The organism is Anaerocolumna sp. AGMB13025 (assembly GCF_029689925.1).
Classification (GTDB): domain Bacteria; phylum Bacillota; class Clostridia; order Lachnospirales; family Lachnospiraceae; genus Anaerocolumna.
Genome location: NZ_CP121445.1, coordinates 5051954 through 5066701, shown reverse-complemented (window position 1 = coordinate 5066701; position 14748 = coordinate 5051954). Strand labels below are relative to the sequence as shown.

Genomic DNA, 14748 nt, shown 5'->3' with positions numbered 1-14748 from the left:
TGTGAAAGCAGAAATGTGAGAAAAGAGGTTAAAATGGACATAACCACCTTATCTGCCCTGGAATTGGGCAGAAAAATTAAGAATAAAGAAATTTCGGTAGTGGAAGCCACAAAAGCCCAGTTAGAAAAGATTAAGGCAAGCGATGACTCCTATCATTGTTATGTAACTGTCATGGAGCAAGAGGCCTTAGCCCGTGCCGAAGAAGTGCAGAAATTAATGGAAGCCGGTGAATTTAGTGATTCCCCTCTTGCCGGTGTACCGGTAGCCATTAAGGATAATATCTGTACCAAAGGCGTAAAGACAACCTGTGCATCGAAGATATTATATAACTTTAAACCGCCTTATAACGCAACGGTTATCGAGAAGCTTCAAAAGGCAGGAGCTGTAATTATTGGTAAAACCAATATGGATGAATTTGCAATGGGAAGTACAACAGAGACTTCGTATTTTGGTGTTACCAATAATCCCAGAAATACGGACCATGTACCAGGAGGTTCCAGTGGTGGTTCCGCAGCCGCAGTTGCTGCAAATGAAGCTTTTTATGCGTTAGGTTCCGATACCGGCGGTTCCATCCGCCAGCCAAGTGCTTTTTGCGGTGTAACGGGGATAAAGCCTACTTATGGTACCGTATCAAGATACGGACTCATTGCCTATGCTTCCTCCTTAGATCAGATTGGACCTATTGCAAGGACCGTATCCGACTGTACAGTAGCTCTTGATATTATATCCGGACATGATGCCAAGGATTCCACCTCAGTTGCCAAGACGTCTTATGAATATACCGCAGCCTTAATAGATGATGTGAAAGGAATGAAAATCGGTATTCCTAAAGGATATTTAGGTGACGGACTGGATGAGGAAATTAAGGCGAGTATCTTAAAGGCAGCAGAGGTATTTAGAGCCATGGGCGCTGTTGTGGAGGAATTTGATCTAGAGGCGGTGGATTCTGCAATTCCTGCCTATTATGTAGTCGCGTCTGCCGAAGCAAGTTCTAATCTATCCAGATATGACGGTGTAAAATACGGCTATCGTACTGAGGAATTTGAAGGACTTCAGGATGTTTATAAAAAGACCAGAAGTGAAGGTTTTGGTAATGAAGTAAAACGAAGAATGATGATAGGTGCTTTCGTATTAAGTTCCGGTTATTATGATGCTTATTATAATAAAGCCTTAAAGGTAAAAGCCATTATTAAAGAAGGCTTTGACAAGGCATTTCAAAAATATGATATAATTTTAGGACCAACTGCCCCCTCCACAGCACCAAAGCTAGGAGAAAGTCTGTCAGATCCTTTAAAGATGTATTTGGGAGATATTTATACGGTATCGGTTAACCTGGCGGGATTACCGGCAATCAGTTTACCCTGTGGTGCTGATTCCAAAGGGCTGCCAATTGGTATGCAGTTAATCGGAAAACATTTCGGTGAAAAAGACATCATCCGTGCGGCTTATAGCTTTGAACAATCCCAAACCAGAAATAAGGAGGCGTAAGCGTGAAAGAAATTAATTATAAGAAAGGTTGTTGCCACACTGAGAAACTTTCACACATTCTTATTTGTGGCATTATCCCAGGTCACCTGGGATATGCAATGGGTGTAAATTATGAAATCATATGAAACTGTCATTGGTTTGGAAGTGCATGTGGAATTAGCTACGGAAACTAAAATTTTCTGTGGATGTACCACCCAGTTTGGTGGTGAACCGAATACGCATTGCTGTCCGGTCTGCACCGGTATGCCGGGTACACTTCCGGTATTAAATAAAAAAGTTGTTGAATTTGCCATGGCTGCCGGATTGGCAACCAATTGTACCATAACCCAGAATTGCAAATTTGACCGCAAGAACTACTTTTATCCTGACCTGCCAAAGGCTTATCAGGTATCCCAGCTCTATCTTCCAATCTGCCGTAACGGCGGAATTGAAATTGAAACCGGCGGAGTAAAAAAAGTAATTGGTATCCACGAAATCCATATGGAAGAGGATGCTGGTAAATTAATACATGATCCTTGGGAAGACTGTACCTTAGTGGATTATAACCGCTGTGGAGTCCCCCTGATTGAAATAGTTAGTGATCCGGATATGAGATCTGCCGATGAGGTTATCGCTTATCTTGAAAAATTAAAACTAATCCTTCAGTACCTTGGAGTATCCGATTGTAAGATGCAGGAAGGTTCCCTTCGCGCCGATATTAACTTATCCATAAGAGAAGTCGGAGCCGAGAAATTCGGTACCCGTACGGAAATGAAAAATATGAACTCCTTTAAAGCTATAGCAAGAGCTATTGAAGGAGAGAGAAAAAGACAGATAGAGTTACTGGAATATGGCAAAGCCGTAGTACAAGAAACCAGACGCTGGGATGATAATAAGGACACCAGTTTTGCTATGCGTTCGAAAGAAGATGCCCAGGATTACCGCTATTTTCCGGAGCCTGACCTGGTGCCGATTGAAATCAGTGACGAATGGTTAAAAGAAATTAAAGCCCGCCAACCAGAACTAAGAGACGAGAAAATGCTGCGTTACGAATCGGAATATGACATTCCGGCATATGATGCAGGTATTATAACTGGTTCTAAAAAACTTGCCGATATCTTTGAAGAAACCGTTGCGCTATGCGGCAAGCCAAAGGAAGTTTCCAACTGGCTTATGGTAGAAACCATGCGTCTTTTAAAAGAACAGGAGATGGAGGCTGAAAACATTGCTTTTCAGGCTGTTAATTTAGCAAAACTCATAGGTTTGATTGGAGACGGTAAGATTAACCGGACGGTTGCAAAGGAAGTCTTCGAAGAAATCTTTAAATCAGATATTGATCCGGTTAGCTATGTAGAAGATAAAGGGTTATCCATGGTAAGCGATGAAGGCTTACTTCGCTCCACCATCGAAAAAATAATAGCTGCTAATCCTGCTTCCGTAGATGATTACCATAACGGTAAAGAAAAAGCTCTTGGTTTCCTAGTCGGACAGACCATGAAAGAAATGAAAGGTAAGGCTGACCCAGGCATGATTAACCGTATCTTAAAAGAACTCCTGTAAATAGTAACTGTAAATAGTAACTGCTCTTTGTTGCTTTATGGCATAATTTAAGATATAATGAATAAAACATGTTGGATATTACAGGGGTAACTTTGTAATAGAAGCATAAATTTCACTCGTTAGTTTCGAATATATTGAATCAAATGTGCAATAAAGCGGAGGAGCAGGGATGGACGAAAAAAGACGCAGCAAACGGTTGGATGTGAGTTTGAATTTAGATATTTCCAGTCTTTTTAGACAGGATAATATCCGGGTAGATCATATTGATGCCCCAATTGAAGTAATTAATATATCAAAAGATGGAATTGGTTTTAAATCCAAAAGCATTTTGCCGGTAGAGTATTATTTTAATGCAAAATTACAGTTAGGGGATAAGGATTCTACCCTGTACAGCGTGGTTAAGATTATCAGACAGGAACCAGAAGAAGATGGTAATTTTAAGTATGGCGCTGAGTTTGTTGGTATGCCTTCCGTACTCAATTATATTTTTGATGAATTTGAAGAACGCAGTTTGCAGGATTAACCGATAGGAAAGATTAAAATTATTAATTCACAAGAATGAAGTAATCAAATAATAGAAACAATAAAATTGAGAATTATTTTTAGAATAGTATTACAATGATATTAATTAGGTTAATCATAAATTTGTTATAATTAATATTGTTATTAATAAAGCAATTAATATAGTGAAGTAAAAGGGGTGTAATGAACTTATCGAAATCATTACACTCCTTTTTATGGAATAAGCGCTGTTTTTATCAGTAAAACAATCTGCTTTTGTTATGTGCTTCTTAGAAAGGATATTTAAATGTAATCTGCTCAGGCTGAAAGATTAGGTCACTGGATACCTTGTTCATACCTCTATGCCCGTAAATCAAAATTGTAACGTGTAATGGAAGGAGTCTGGGTATCTGCTTTCAGAAAATCTTCTACTACATTCACTGTTTTTTCCCGTTGCAATACTTCAGCATTTAACACATAACCCTTTGCTTTCAGTGCTTCTGTAAGAAGTGGTATATTCGTTGATATCAGATTCATAATCCCGGCGTCTGCCAGATAAAATTTGCTTATCAGGTTTTTGTCCTGCAAATCCAGGTATACATCCAGAGGACCGAGGTGTTCCATATCCAGATGCAGTAAAACACTGATCCCATCTGCCGCTGTTCTGCAGGGTTTTTTCCTGGAATAAACATATAATTCACCATCAGTAAACTGATTTTTAAGCTTTAAGGGCAGCTGCACATAGGTAAAAAACTGGTTTAAGGTATGCATAAAAGTAACGTTTTCATTTAGATGGTTTACCTGACTGGAAAGAGTCCCTGTTCCACTGCTGGCTGTCTCATTTATCAATTCTTTCAGATCATTCATCTGGTTTACGAAACTCTCAAAGTGCCGGTTTATATCTTCGTTTTTTCCCAGAGACTTTGGATCTAAGGTCCATTTATCCAGCAAAGCATCTTTTACCAGCATCTTAAACTCCTTTGAAGATAGCAGAGTCTTTACGGATTCTTCCTCTGCGTTATCTAAGTTAGCATGTATAAAGGAGAGAACTTCCTTAGAGGTTTGTGTCCCGGACAGTATCCGGTCTTTTAATAAAGAAAAGCTTTCTTTGTCGTCAGATGTGATATTTTCTGTTGAGAGAAAAGCAGATAAATCATTAATTAATTTCATGCGGTCTCTTAAGGAGAAAGAAGCACCAATTATATTGTTATGGTAACTTAGTTCCTTAGCAGCCAAAAGAATCGCCTGTACCGACGAAGAGCTGGTTAAATTAGCAGAAAATTCATCGTTTTCAAGAAGTCCGTTTAAAATCTGAGCTGTTTCTCCGATATCGGCACTGCCATCCGTTAGAGCAGCCAGAAAATCGGAACCAAGCACTGCATTGGCTCTGGGCTCTGATCTTAGTAAGGATGCCAGGTCAAGGGCTTCCTCTTTTGATAGCAGCGAACCGGTTGTCTGTCCATTCGTAAGATATAATGGACTGCCATTTTTTAATAAGATTTCTGGATTTACATTTTTTAATGCATTGCTAGTGAGAACCTGACCGGCAGTTTCCTTTGAGGTGCCGGGTTTCTCAAAGGGCAAATCATGTACTGCCCCATCCTCTATCATACCGCCAGGTTCTTTTAATATGAAATTAAATAAGTCAGAAGTACGGGCTAAGTATTCCTGAAACGGTAAGGTTTCCTCAGGAGTAAATAATTGTGTAATTGACTCCGATAGGGAACTAAACTGGTTAAGAAGGCTTTGATCCGAATTCTGATAAGCCGTAAACTGTCGGATGTTTGCTTCATTAACGGGAATATGGAATTTATTCATTAGTACCAGCGTATTCACAGAGGTATCTTTATATAGAATAGACTGCTGTATTAATTGGGATATGGTTCGTTTATCGATAGACATTTGCTGATTTAATAATTCCTGCACGATGCCGTTATTACGGCTGTTTTTTGTTAAACCGGCGGCTTCTAGAGCTTTCTCTATGGTAGTAGCCTCAGATTTTAAATCTGCACTGGAAATGATTTTTAAGGTCAGATTCTTAAGGGAAACGTCTTCAACCCGGAATACAACTTTATCTCCGATGGCCAGATTTTTAGCATCTTCTAGTTTACCGGTTAACACCCTGCCGTCCTCTAGTTTTACACTTACCTCATTACTTCTAAGATCAGTTACCTCACCCTTTATTATCTGCCCCTTCTCAAGGCCCGCTGTTGAATTAACAGTTTGGGAGGAACCAGAACTTACAGAAGCAGCGGTCGAGGAGTTAAGGGATTGCTGTATACCGGTATTGGCTTGTGAGATTCTGTTGTTTAACATGGTAAGTACCTCCGGTTAAAGTTTAATGGTATGATTCCTATAAAAGTTATGCAAGCTGTTATATGCTAATTTAAGAAATCATCTTGTTGTATCAATATATCGGTTAAAAGACAATCAGACTTAATCAGTTTTTTAACCTTTTCTAGTAATGATACGGTATGTATGACTTTTTTGTCGAGGAAAAACAGTAGTATTAATAATAAATGTATAATATATGAAGTCTTACGTTTAGGATAAACAAAGTCAACATCGGTTTTAAAGAAAAAATAAAGCCGCTGTTTCATCCTTGAGGGAACAAATATATTAATAACTTTATTATGATAATTTATTAATGGACTAAAGTGAAACTTAGTATTTAGCTATGACCGGAAAGCAGGTAAAAAACCTAGATATTTATTCACTTTTTTAAAATGTCTTTCAGAGAAACACATATGTATTTACAAGGAAAAAACAGGGCATTAGTGTGAAAACATGCATAAAAGCTTATAAATATTAATTTGTGAAAATATATACATTATTATACGCTGTAAAATCCATAAAAAAAGAAGTGAAATCGCTTTAAAAAAAGATTGATATTATAATTATTCTGTATTATAATAACCAATGAACAAAGGCGTTCTTGTGTACTCTAAAAATGCTCAAGAACGTCTTTTTAACAACCCAAATTTTGTAAACCTAGTTAAAAATTATCAAATTAATTGAATTAATATACAATTTGATATTTGGTCAAAAATAAAGAAAAGAGGCGTGCTAATGAACAAACATAGTTTAGAAGAAACGAAGCGTGTTAAACAGGGCTTGTATGATCCCAGATTTGAACATGATAACTGTGGTATTGGTGCTATTGTTAACATTAAGGGTGTTAAAACGCATGAAACAGTAGCAAACGCACTGAAGATTGTTGAAAATCTGGAACATCGTGCAGGTAAGGATGCGGAAGGGAAGACAGGTGACGGTGTTGGTATTCTGTTACAAATATCTCACAAGTTCTTTTCAAAAGAAGCAGAAGCCCTGAATATTCCACTTGGCGGAGAAAGAGATTATGGTATCGGCATGTTCTTCTTTCCACAAGACGAATTAATGAGAAATCAAGCAAAAAAAATGTTTGAGATTATTGTTGAAAAAGAAGGTATGGAATTCCTGGGCTGGAGAAAAGTACCCATCAGTCAGGAAATTCTGGGACATAAAGCAGTGGAATGCATGCCATACATTATGCAGGGGTTTGTGAAACGTCCTTCCGGCATAAAAAAAGGACTGGAGTTCGACCGTAAGTTATATATCGCAAGAAGAACCTTTGAGCAGAGCAATGATAACACATATGTTGTTTCGTTATCAAGCCGTACTATAGTATATAAAGGAATGTTTTTGGTAAAGCAGCTTCGGATGTTTTTCATAGATTTGCAGGATGAGAATTTTGAATCAGCCATTGCTATTGTCCATTCCCGTTTCAGTACCAATACCAATCCAAGCTGGCATAGAGCCCACCCCAATCGTTTAATCGTGCATAACGGAGAAATCAATACCATCCGTGGTAATGTGGATAAAATGCTGGCAAGGGAAGAAACCATGGAATCCAAATATTTACAGGGCGAGTTACATAAAGTACTCCCTGTAGTCAATACAGAAGGTTCAGACTCTGCCATGCTTGACAATGCATTGGAGTTTTTAATCATGAGTGGTATGGAACTTCCTCTTGCAGTTATGATTACCATTCCAGAACCCTGGAGTAACGATCAGAATATAAGTCCCGAGAAACGGGATTTCTACCAGTACTATGCAACTATGATGGAACCCTGGGATGGTCCGGCCTCTATTCTTTTCAGTGATGGAGATATTATGGGAGCCGTACTTGACCGTAATGGTTTAAGACCTTCCCGTTACTATATTACCGATGATGACCACGTAATCCTTTCCTCAGAAGTTGGTGTTTTAGAGATACCGGCTGAAAAAATCGTGAAAAAGGAAAGACTTCGTCCCGGTAAGATGCTTTTAGTGGATACGGTAAAGGGCTGTTTAATCGATGACGAAGATTTAAAGAACAGTTATGCAAAACGCAGTCCTTACGGTGAATGGCTTGACAGCAATTTAGTGAAGTTAAAGGACCTTCATATCCCTAATAAAAAGGTTTGGGAATATGATGATGAGGAAAGAGCTAAGCTTCAGAAGGCTTTTGGGTATACCTATGAGGATTACAGAACCAGTATCCTGCCTATGGCAAAAACAGGTGCGGAACCGGTAGAAGCCATGGGTGTTGACAGTCCGCTTCCGATTCTGTCTAAGAATAATCCGCCACTATTTGGATACTTTAAGCAGCTATTTGCACAGGTAACCAATCCTCCCATTGATGCAATCCGTGAGGAAATTGTTACTTCAACGGATGTTTATATCGGAGAAGACGGCAATCTGCTGGAAGAATGTGCGGAAAACTGTAAGGTACTAAAAATCCATAACCCGATTTTAACCAGTACGGACCTGTTAAAGATTAAGTCCATGAAGATATCTGGTTTTAAAGTAGAAACAATTCCGATTACCTATTATAAAAACACTTCCTTAGAACGTGCCATTGACCACATCTTTGTGGAAGCTGACCGTGCTTATAAGGAAGGTGCCAATATATTAATCCTGTCCGACCGCGGTGTGGATGAGAATCATGTTGCTATCCCTTCTCTTTTAGCAGTATCTGCCATGCAGCAGCATCTGGTAAGAACCAAGAAAAGAACAGCAGTTGCCATGATTTTAGAAAGTGCAGAACCAAGGGAAGTACACCACTTTGCAACTCTTTTAGGCTACGGCGCCTGTGCGGTTAATCCTTATCTGGCACAGGAAAGCATAAAGCAGTTAATTAACAGCAATATGTTAGATAAAGATTATTATGCGGCAGTTAACGATTATAATAAAGCAATCTTAAAAGGTATTGTAAAGATTGCCTCAAAGATGGGTATTTCCACCATACAGTCCTATCAGGGCTCCAAAATTTTTGAAGCCATTGGTATCAGTGGTGAGGTAGTAGATAAGTACTTTACGGATACCGTAAGCCGCATCGGTGGTATCAACATTAAAGATATCGAGAAACAGGTGGATGATCTGCATACCAAGGCTTTTGATCCTCTTGGACTGAATGTGGACCTGACCCTTGATAATAGCGGAAGCCATAAGTTAAGAAGCGGAAAAGACGAGCATTTATATAATCCAAAGACTATCCATATGCTTCAGAAGGCGGCTCGTACCGGAGATTATGCTGCCTTTAAGGAATATACCAAATTCATTGAAGCAGAAGAAGAGGGCATTAATCTAAGAGGGCTTTTAGAATTTGAATATCCCGAAAAAGGAATCTCCATTGACGAAGTAGAAAGCGTAGATTCTATTGTTAAAAGATTTAAAACCGGTGCCATGTCCTACGGCTCCATATCTCAGGAAGCCCATGAAACCTTAGCTCTTGCCATGAACCAGTTAGGCGGTAAATCAAACAGTGGTGAAGGCGGAGAAAGTCTGGAACGTTTAACCCTTGGCAAGGACGGCTTAAACCGCTGTTCCGCAATCAAGCAGGTTGCCTCCGGAAGATTCGGTGTTACTTCCCAGTACCTGGTAAGTGCAAAAGAAATCCAAATCAAGATGGCACAGGGAGCAAAACCCGGTGAAGGCGGACAGCTGCCGGCTGGAAAAGTATATCCCTGGGTAGCGAAAACCAGACACTCAACCCCTGGTGTAGGCTTAATTTCCCCGCCTCCTCACCATGATATCTATTCCATCGAGGATTTGGCCCAGTTAATATATGATTTAAAGAATTCCAATAAAGACGCAAGAATTTCCGTTAAGTTAGTATCCGAAGCAGGTGTTGGTACAGTTGCCGCCGGTGTTGCAAAAGCCGGTGCCGGTGTAATCCTGATTTCTGGTTTTGACGGCGGAACCGGTGCGGCTCCACGTAACTCCATCCATAACGCCGGTCTGCCTTGGGAATTAGGTCTTGCCGAAACTCATCAGACTTTAATTATGAATGGTTTACGAAATAAAGTAGTAATTGAAACAGACGGAAAGCTCATGACCGGCCGTGATGTATTAATTGCAGCACTTTTAGGTGCAGAGGAATTTGGTTTTGCTACTGCTCCGCTGGTTACCATGGGATGCGTTATGATGAGGGTATGTAATCTGGATACCTGTCCTGTGGGTGTTGCAACCCAGAACCCGGAACTTCGCAAGAATTTTAAAGGTAAACCGGAATATGTAGTTAACTTCATGCACTTTATTGCACAGGAACTACGCGAATATATGGCGAAACTTGGCATTAAGACACTTGACCAGTTAGTTGGCCGCTCCGATTTATTAAAGGTTAAAAAAGAAGCTGCTAACGGCAGAGCCGGTAGAATTGATTTATCCAGAATTTTGAACAATCCTTTTATTGATTCTACAGAAAACCGCTTTGATCCAAAACAGGTTTATGATTTTGAGCTGGAGAAGACCATTGACGAACGAGTACTTCTTAAGAAATTAAAGGCAGCCATTGGAAGTAAACAATCAAAAACCATCGAGGTCGAGGTAACCAATATAGACAGAGCCTTTGGTACTATCTTAGGTTCTGAAATTACAAAAGCTCATGGAACTTCCCTGGAGGAAGATACCTACGTCGTAAAATGCAGCGGCAGCGGCGGACAGAGTTTTGGTGCCTTTATACCAAAGGGACTTACTCTTAGCTTAAGCGGTGACAGCAATGACTACTTCGGAAAAGGTTTGTCAGGTGGTAAACTAATAGTTTCCCCTCCAAAAGGCAGCAAGTTTGCGGCAGAAGATAACATCATTATCGGTAATGTTGCACTTTATGGCGCTACCAGCGGTAAAGTATATATTAACGGTGTTGCAGGTGAACGCTTCTGTGTACGTAATTCCGGTGCTACCGCAGTAGTAGAAGGTGTTGGCGATCATGGCTGTGAATATATGACCGGTGGACGTGTTGTGGTACTTGGAAGAACCGGTAAAAACTTTGCGGCTGGTATGAGCGGTGGTATCGCTTATGTCCTGGATCAGGATACGGATTTATATAAGAAGTTAAATAAAGAATTGGTTTCCATGGAAGCTGTAACTGAAAAATATGATGTGCTTGAATTAAAGAGTATGATTGAAGATCATGTAAAGAATACAGGCTCTGCTAAGGGTAAAGAAATTCTGGAACACTTCGGGGATTATCTGCCTAAGTTTAAAAAGATTATACCACATGATTACAGACGTATGCTGTTAACCATTGTCCAGATGGAAGAAAAAGGGTTAAGCAGTGAACAGGCACAGATTGAAGCATTCTTTGCTAACACCAGAGGCTAAGGAGGTACGATATGGGAAAACCAACAGGATTTATGGATTATGAGAGAAAAGTAAGCCGTGCTGTAAAGCCGAAGGATAGAATTAAGAATTTTGATGAATTCCATATTCCATTATCAAAAGAGGAACGTAAAATACAGGGTGCCAGATGTATGGACTGCGGTGTACCGTTTTGCCAGTCTGGTATAATAATCGGAGGAATGACTTCTGGTTGTCCCCTTAATAACTTAATTCCCGAATGGAATGACTTAATATATAACGGAAATATGCAGGAGGCTTTAAACCGTCTGTTTAAAACCAATAATTTTCCGGAATTTACAGGTAGGGTATGTCCAGCTCCCTGTGAACCGGCCTGTACCTGTAATGTTGCAACCAATCCGGTTGCCATTAAAGAAAATGAATTGGGAATTATCGAGAATGGTTATGCGGCAGGTTATATAAAAGCAGTACCTCCTAAGGTAAGAACCGGTAAAAAGGTTGCTGTCATCGGCTCCGGACCTTCTGGTCTTGCAGCTGCTGACCAGTTAAATAAACGGGGACATTTAGTTACCGTATTTGAACGCTCCGACCGTGTCGGTGGTCTTTTAATGTATGGTATTCCGAATATGAAATTGGAAAAGCATATCATTGACCGCAAAATAGACCTTATGAAACAGGAAGGTGTAAACTTTGTAACAGAAGCCGATGTTGGCAAGAGCTATAATGCGTCCAAAATCAAAAAAGAATTTGACCGTATCATCTTAGCCTGCGGCGCTTCCAATCCAAGAGATATCAAAGTACCCGGAAGAGATTCTAAGGGTGTTTACTTTGCAGTAGATTTCTTAAAAGGAGTTACCAAGAGCCTCTTAGATTCTAAGTTTGCAGACAAAGCCTGTGTCAGTGCCAAGGATAAGAATGTCCTTGTAATCGGTGGTGGTGATACCGGTAATGACTGTGTGGGAACTTCCGTAAGACAGGGAGCTAAATCTGTTGTTCAAGTAGAGATGATGCCAAAACTTCCGGATACCAGAAGCGAAGACAATCCCTGGCCGGAATGGCCCAAAATCAGCAAAACTGATTATGGCCAGGAAGAAGCCATTGCAGTATTTGGAAACGATCCAAGAGTATATCAGTCAACCGTTAAGGAATTCCTTGCGGATAAAGATGGTAATGTAATAAAAGCTAAAATCGTAAAACTAGAGAGCAAATACCATGAAGATACCAAGAGATATCAAATGGATGAAGTTCCTGGCAGCGAATATGAAATCGACGTAGATTTAGTACTGATTGCAGCCGGTTTCTTAGGAACTGAGAATTACGTAGCCAAGGCCTTTGGGGTTGAATTAAATGCAAGAACCAATGTTCAGACCGAAGAAGGTAAATATCAGACCAGTGCGGAGAATATATTCGTAACCGGAGACATGCACAGAGGTCAGTCCCTGGTAGTCTGGGCAATCAGAGAAGGCCGTGAAGCAGCTATGGCTGTGGATGAACATTTGATGGGATATACGAATTTGGAGTAGGAATACAGAATCTTAAGTTGTGTAAAACATAGTAAAATATAAAATACCAGTATCCTTGCATTCATTTCTTAATTATATTTTTGGAGCAGGTTACAGTATATTATTAGGATTATATCATATGTAAGTTAACTTTTTTACCGTGGTCACTTTGTATAATTAATAATTCAGCCCCTTTATATATTTGTTGTACTATACTGATATTGGTATAGACAGCAATTATCATAAAGGGGCTGAATGCAATTTGTCATCAGAAAACCTGCCGCTGATACGGTAAACTGCTTTATAACGAAGAGAAAAGAACTCGGACTAAAGTATTAAACCTGAATGTGAGGCAGGTCTTTTATAAATGGATTTACCAGAATAGCTTTTAAGAGAAAGATTTGATAGCCATATTGAAATATTCGATTATTAAAACGTGGTTGTAAATTTCTTATGTCTTAATAGATCTCTGACCCCTTGCATTACCAAAATCACAATAACACAAGTCTGCATGATGGTAAAAGCAGAGGAAACGGCAGGAAGTGAAGCTGTAATAGGATTAGAAGATAAGAGTGGACGAGAAGCACGGGAGCAAAGCGTTGAAATAGAGAGAAAATGAAACTTTATTTGCTTTATTAGCATAACTTATCAGTGAAGAACAGGAATATAACTTTTATTATTATACATTTTGTGATATACTACAGTTAAAATGTCAACGGAGGTAAGAAAATGTATTCATTTGAAGAGATTAAAGTATTTGATCCTGAGCTTGCTGAGGCAATGCAGAAAGAAATAGGAAGACAAAACGATCATATTGAATTAATTGCTTCTGAGAACTTTGTAAGTAAAGCGGTAATGGCGGCTATGGGAAGTCCTCTTACGAATAAATATGCAGAAGGTTATCCGGGAAAAAGATATTATGGAGGCTGTGAATTCGTAGATATTGCGGAGAACCTGGCGATTACCAGAGCACAGCAGTTATTTGGATGTACTTATGCCAACGTACAGCCCCATTCCGGAGCTCAGGCGAATATGGCAGTATTTTTCGCCCTGGTTAAACCAGGTGAAACAGTTATGGGGATGAATCTGGCTCACGGCGGTCACTTAACCCATGGAAGTCCGGTTAATATGTCCGGAAGCTATTATAATATCGTACCTTATGGTGTAAATGAACAAGGCTTCATTGACTATGATGAAGTCAGAAAGCTTGCGCTGGAATGTAAGCCGAAGTTAATTGTAGCCGGTGCCAGTGCATATGCCAGAAAGATAGATTTTAAGATATTCAGGGAAATTGCTGATGAAGTTGGTGCTTTTTTAATGGTAGACATGGCCCATATTGCAGGACTGGTTGCAACCGGGTATCATGAAAGTCCTATTCCATATGCGCATGTAACTACCACTACTACCCATAAGACCTTAAGAGGACCAAGAGGCGGTATGATTTTATCAAGTGCCGAATTTGCAGAGGAATATAAGTTAAATAAAGCTATTTTCCCAGGTATTCAGGGCGGACCTTTAATGCATGTGATTGCGGCGAAAGCAGTCTGCTTTAAGGAAGCTTTGGAGCCGGAATTCAAAACCTATGCCGGCAGAGTGGTTGATAATGCCCAGGCTCTGAGCAGTGGATTGATCAAGAGAGGATTTAACATTGTATCTGGGGGAACAGACAATCACTTAATGTTAGTAGATCTTCAGAATAAAGGAGTTACCGGTAAGGAAACGGAGAAGCTTTTAGATGCAGCGAATATTACCTGCAACAAGAACACCGTTCCCAATGACCCTGCATCCCCTTTTGTAACCAGCGGTATCCGTTTAGGAACACCGGCAGTTACCACCAGAGGAATGGATACCTCAGACATGGACGTAATTGCGGAAGCGATTGCCATGCTGATTGAAGATGTAGATGCTAATAAAACAAAAGCTATGGAATTGGTGAAAACACTAACCAATAAGTATCCTTTGTACTAATAAATATCCTTTGTACTAATAAATAATCCTTTGTACTAATAAATATCCTTTGTACTATTAATTAATACTTTGTCTTAATAAATATCCATTGTATGAATGAACAATCTTTGTGATTAATTAATATACAATAATTTTAAAATCGAGAAAT

The 14748-nt window shown here is 39.6% G+C and carries 7 protein-coding genes; 6 read left to right on the top strand and 1 reads right to left on the bottom strand.

The window, feature by feature from the left end; genetic code table 11:
* Nucleotides 1–33: 33 nt before the first annotated feature.
* The 3 genes from gatA (at nucleotide 34) to QA584_RS20945 (ending at nucleotide 3550) form a co-directional block, all read left to right on the top strand.
* Nucleotides 34–1488 carry an Asp-tRNA(Asn)/Glu-tRNA(Gln) amidotransferase subunit GatA gene (gene gatA / locus QA584_RS20955; protein WP_278271054.1) on the top strand — a complete coding sequence of 485 codons (1455 nt, stop codon included), beginning with the start codon at nucleotides 34–36 and terminating at the stop codon, nucleotides 1486–1488.
* A 108-nt stretch (nucleotides 1489–1596) separates the two neighbouring features.
* A complete protein-coding gene (gene gatB, locus QA584_RS20950) occupies nucleotides 1597–3027 on the top strand; it encodes an Asp-tRNA(Asn)/Glu-tRNA(Gln) amidotransferase subunit GatB (protein WP_278275214.1) in 1431 nt (476 codons plus the stop codon).
* Between the two features lie 169 nt (nucleotides 3028–3196).
* On the top strand, nucleotides 3197–3550 hold the full coding sequence (locus QA584_RS20945; RefSeq protein ID WP_278271053.1) for a PilZ domain-containing protein: 354 nt from the start codon (nucleotides 3197–3199) through the stop codon (nucleotides 3548–3550).
* A 338-nt stretch (nucleotides 3551–3888) separates the two neighbouring features.
* On the opposite strand, the gene fliK is transcribed toward QA584_RS20945, so the two are convergent.
* Nucleotides 3889–5844 carry a flagellar hook-length control protein FliK gene (gene fliK, locus QA584_RS20940; protein ID WP_278271052.1) on the bottom strand — a complete coding sequence of 652 codons (1956 nt, stop codon included), beginning with the start codon at nucleotides 5842–5844 and terminating at the stop codon, nucleotides 3889–3891.
* A 753-nt stretch (nucleotides 5845–6597) separates the two neighbouring features.
* On the opposite strand from fliK, the gene gltB reads away from it, so the two are divergent.
* The 3 genes from gltB (at nucleotide 6598) to glyA (ending at nucleotide 14600) form a co-directional block, all read left to right on the top strand.
* Nucleotides 6598–11154, top strand: coding sequence for a glutamate synthase large subunit (gltB, locus tag QA584_RS20935; RefSeq protein ID WP_278271051.1), 4557 nt, complete (start codon nucleotides 6598–6600; stop codon nucleotides 11152–11154).
* Between the two features lie 11 nt (nucleotides 11155–11165).
* Entirely contained in the window at nucleotides 11166–12653 is a 1488-nt protein-coding gene (locus tag QA584_RS20930) for a glutamate synthase subunit beta (RefSeq protein WP_278271050.1), read from the top strand.
* A 708-nt stretch (nucleotides 12654–13361) separates the two neighbouring features.
* The gene (glyA, locus tag QA584_RS20925; RefSeq protein WP_278271049.1) at nucleotides 13362–14600 is read left to right on the top strand and encodes a serine hydroxymethyltransferase; all 1239 of its coding nucleotides are present in this window, start codon (nucleotides 13362–13364) and stop codon (nucleotides 14598–14600) included.
* Nucleotides 14601–14748: the final 148 nt, after the last annotated feature.

Excerpts from the sequence above, each read along its gene's own strand:
- gatA (WP_278271054.1), top strand. The coding sequence starts at position 34 with ATGGACATAACCACCTTATCTGCCCTGGAATTGGGCAGAAAAATTAAG.
- QA584_RS20945 (WP_278271053.1), top strand. The coding sequence starts at position 3,197 with ATGGACGAAAAAAGACGCAGCAAACGGTTGGATGTGAGTTTGAATTTA.
- fliK (WP_278271052.1), bottom strand. The coding sequence starts at position 5,844 with ATGTTAAACAACAGAATCTCACAAGCCAATACCGGTATACAGCAATCC.
- gltB (WP_278271051.1), top strand. The coding sequence starts at position 6,598 with ATGAACAAACATAGTTTAGAAGAAACGAAGCGTGTTAAACAGGGCTTG.
- QA584_RS20930 (WP_278271050.1), top strand. The coding sequence starts at position 11,166 with ATGGGAAAACCAACAGGATTTATGGATTATGAGAGAAAAGTAAGCCGT.
- glyA (WP_278271049.1), top strand. The coding sequence starts at position 13,362 with ATGTATTCATTTGAAGAGATTAAAGTATTTGATCCTGAGCTTGCTGAG.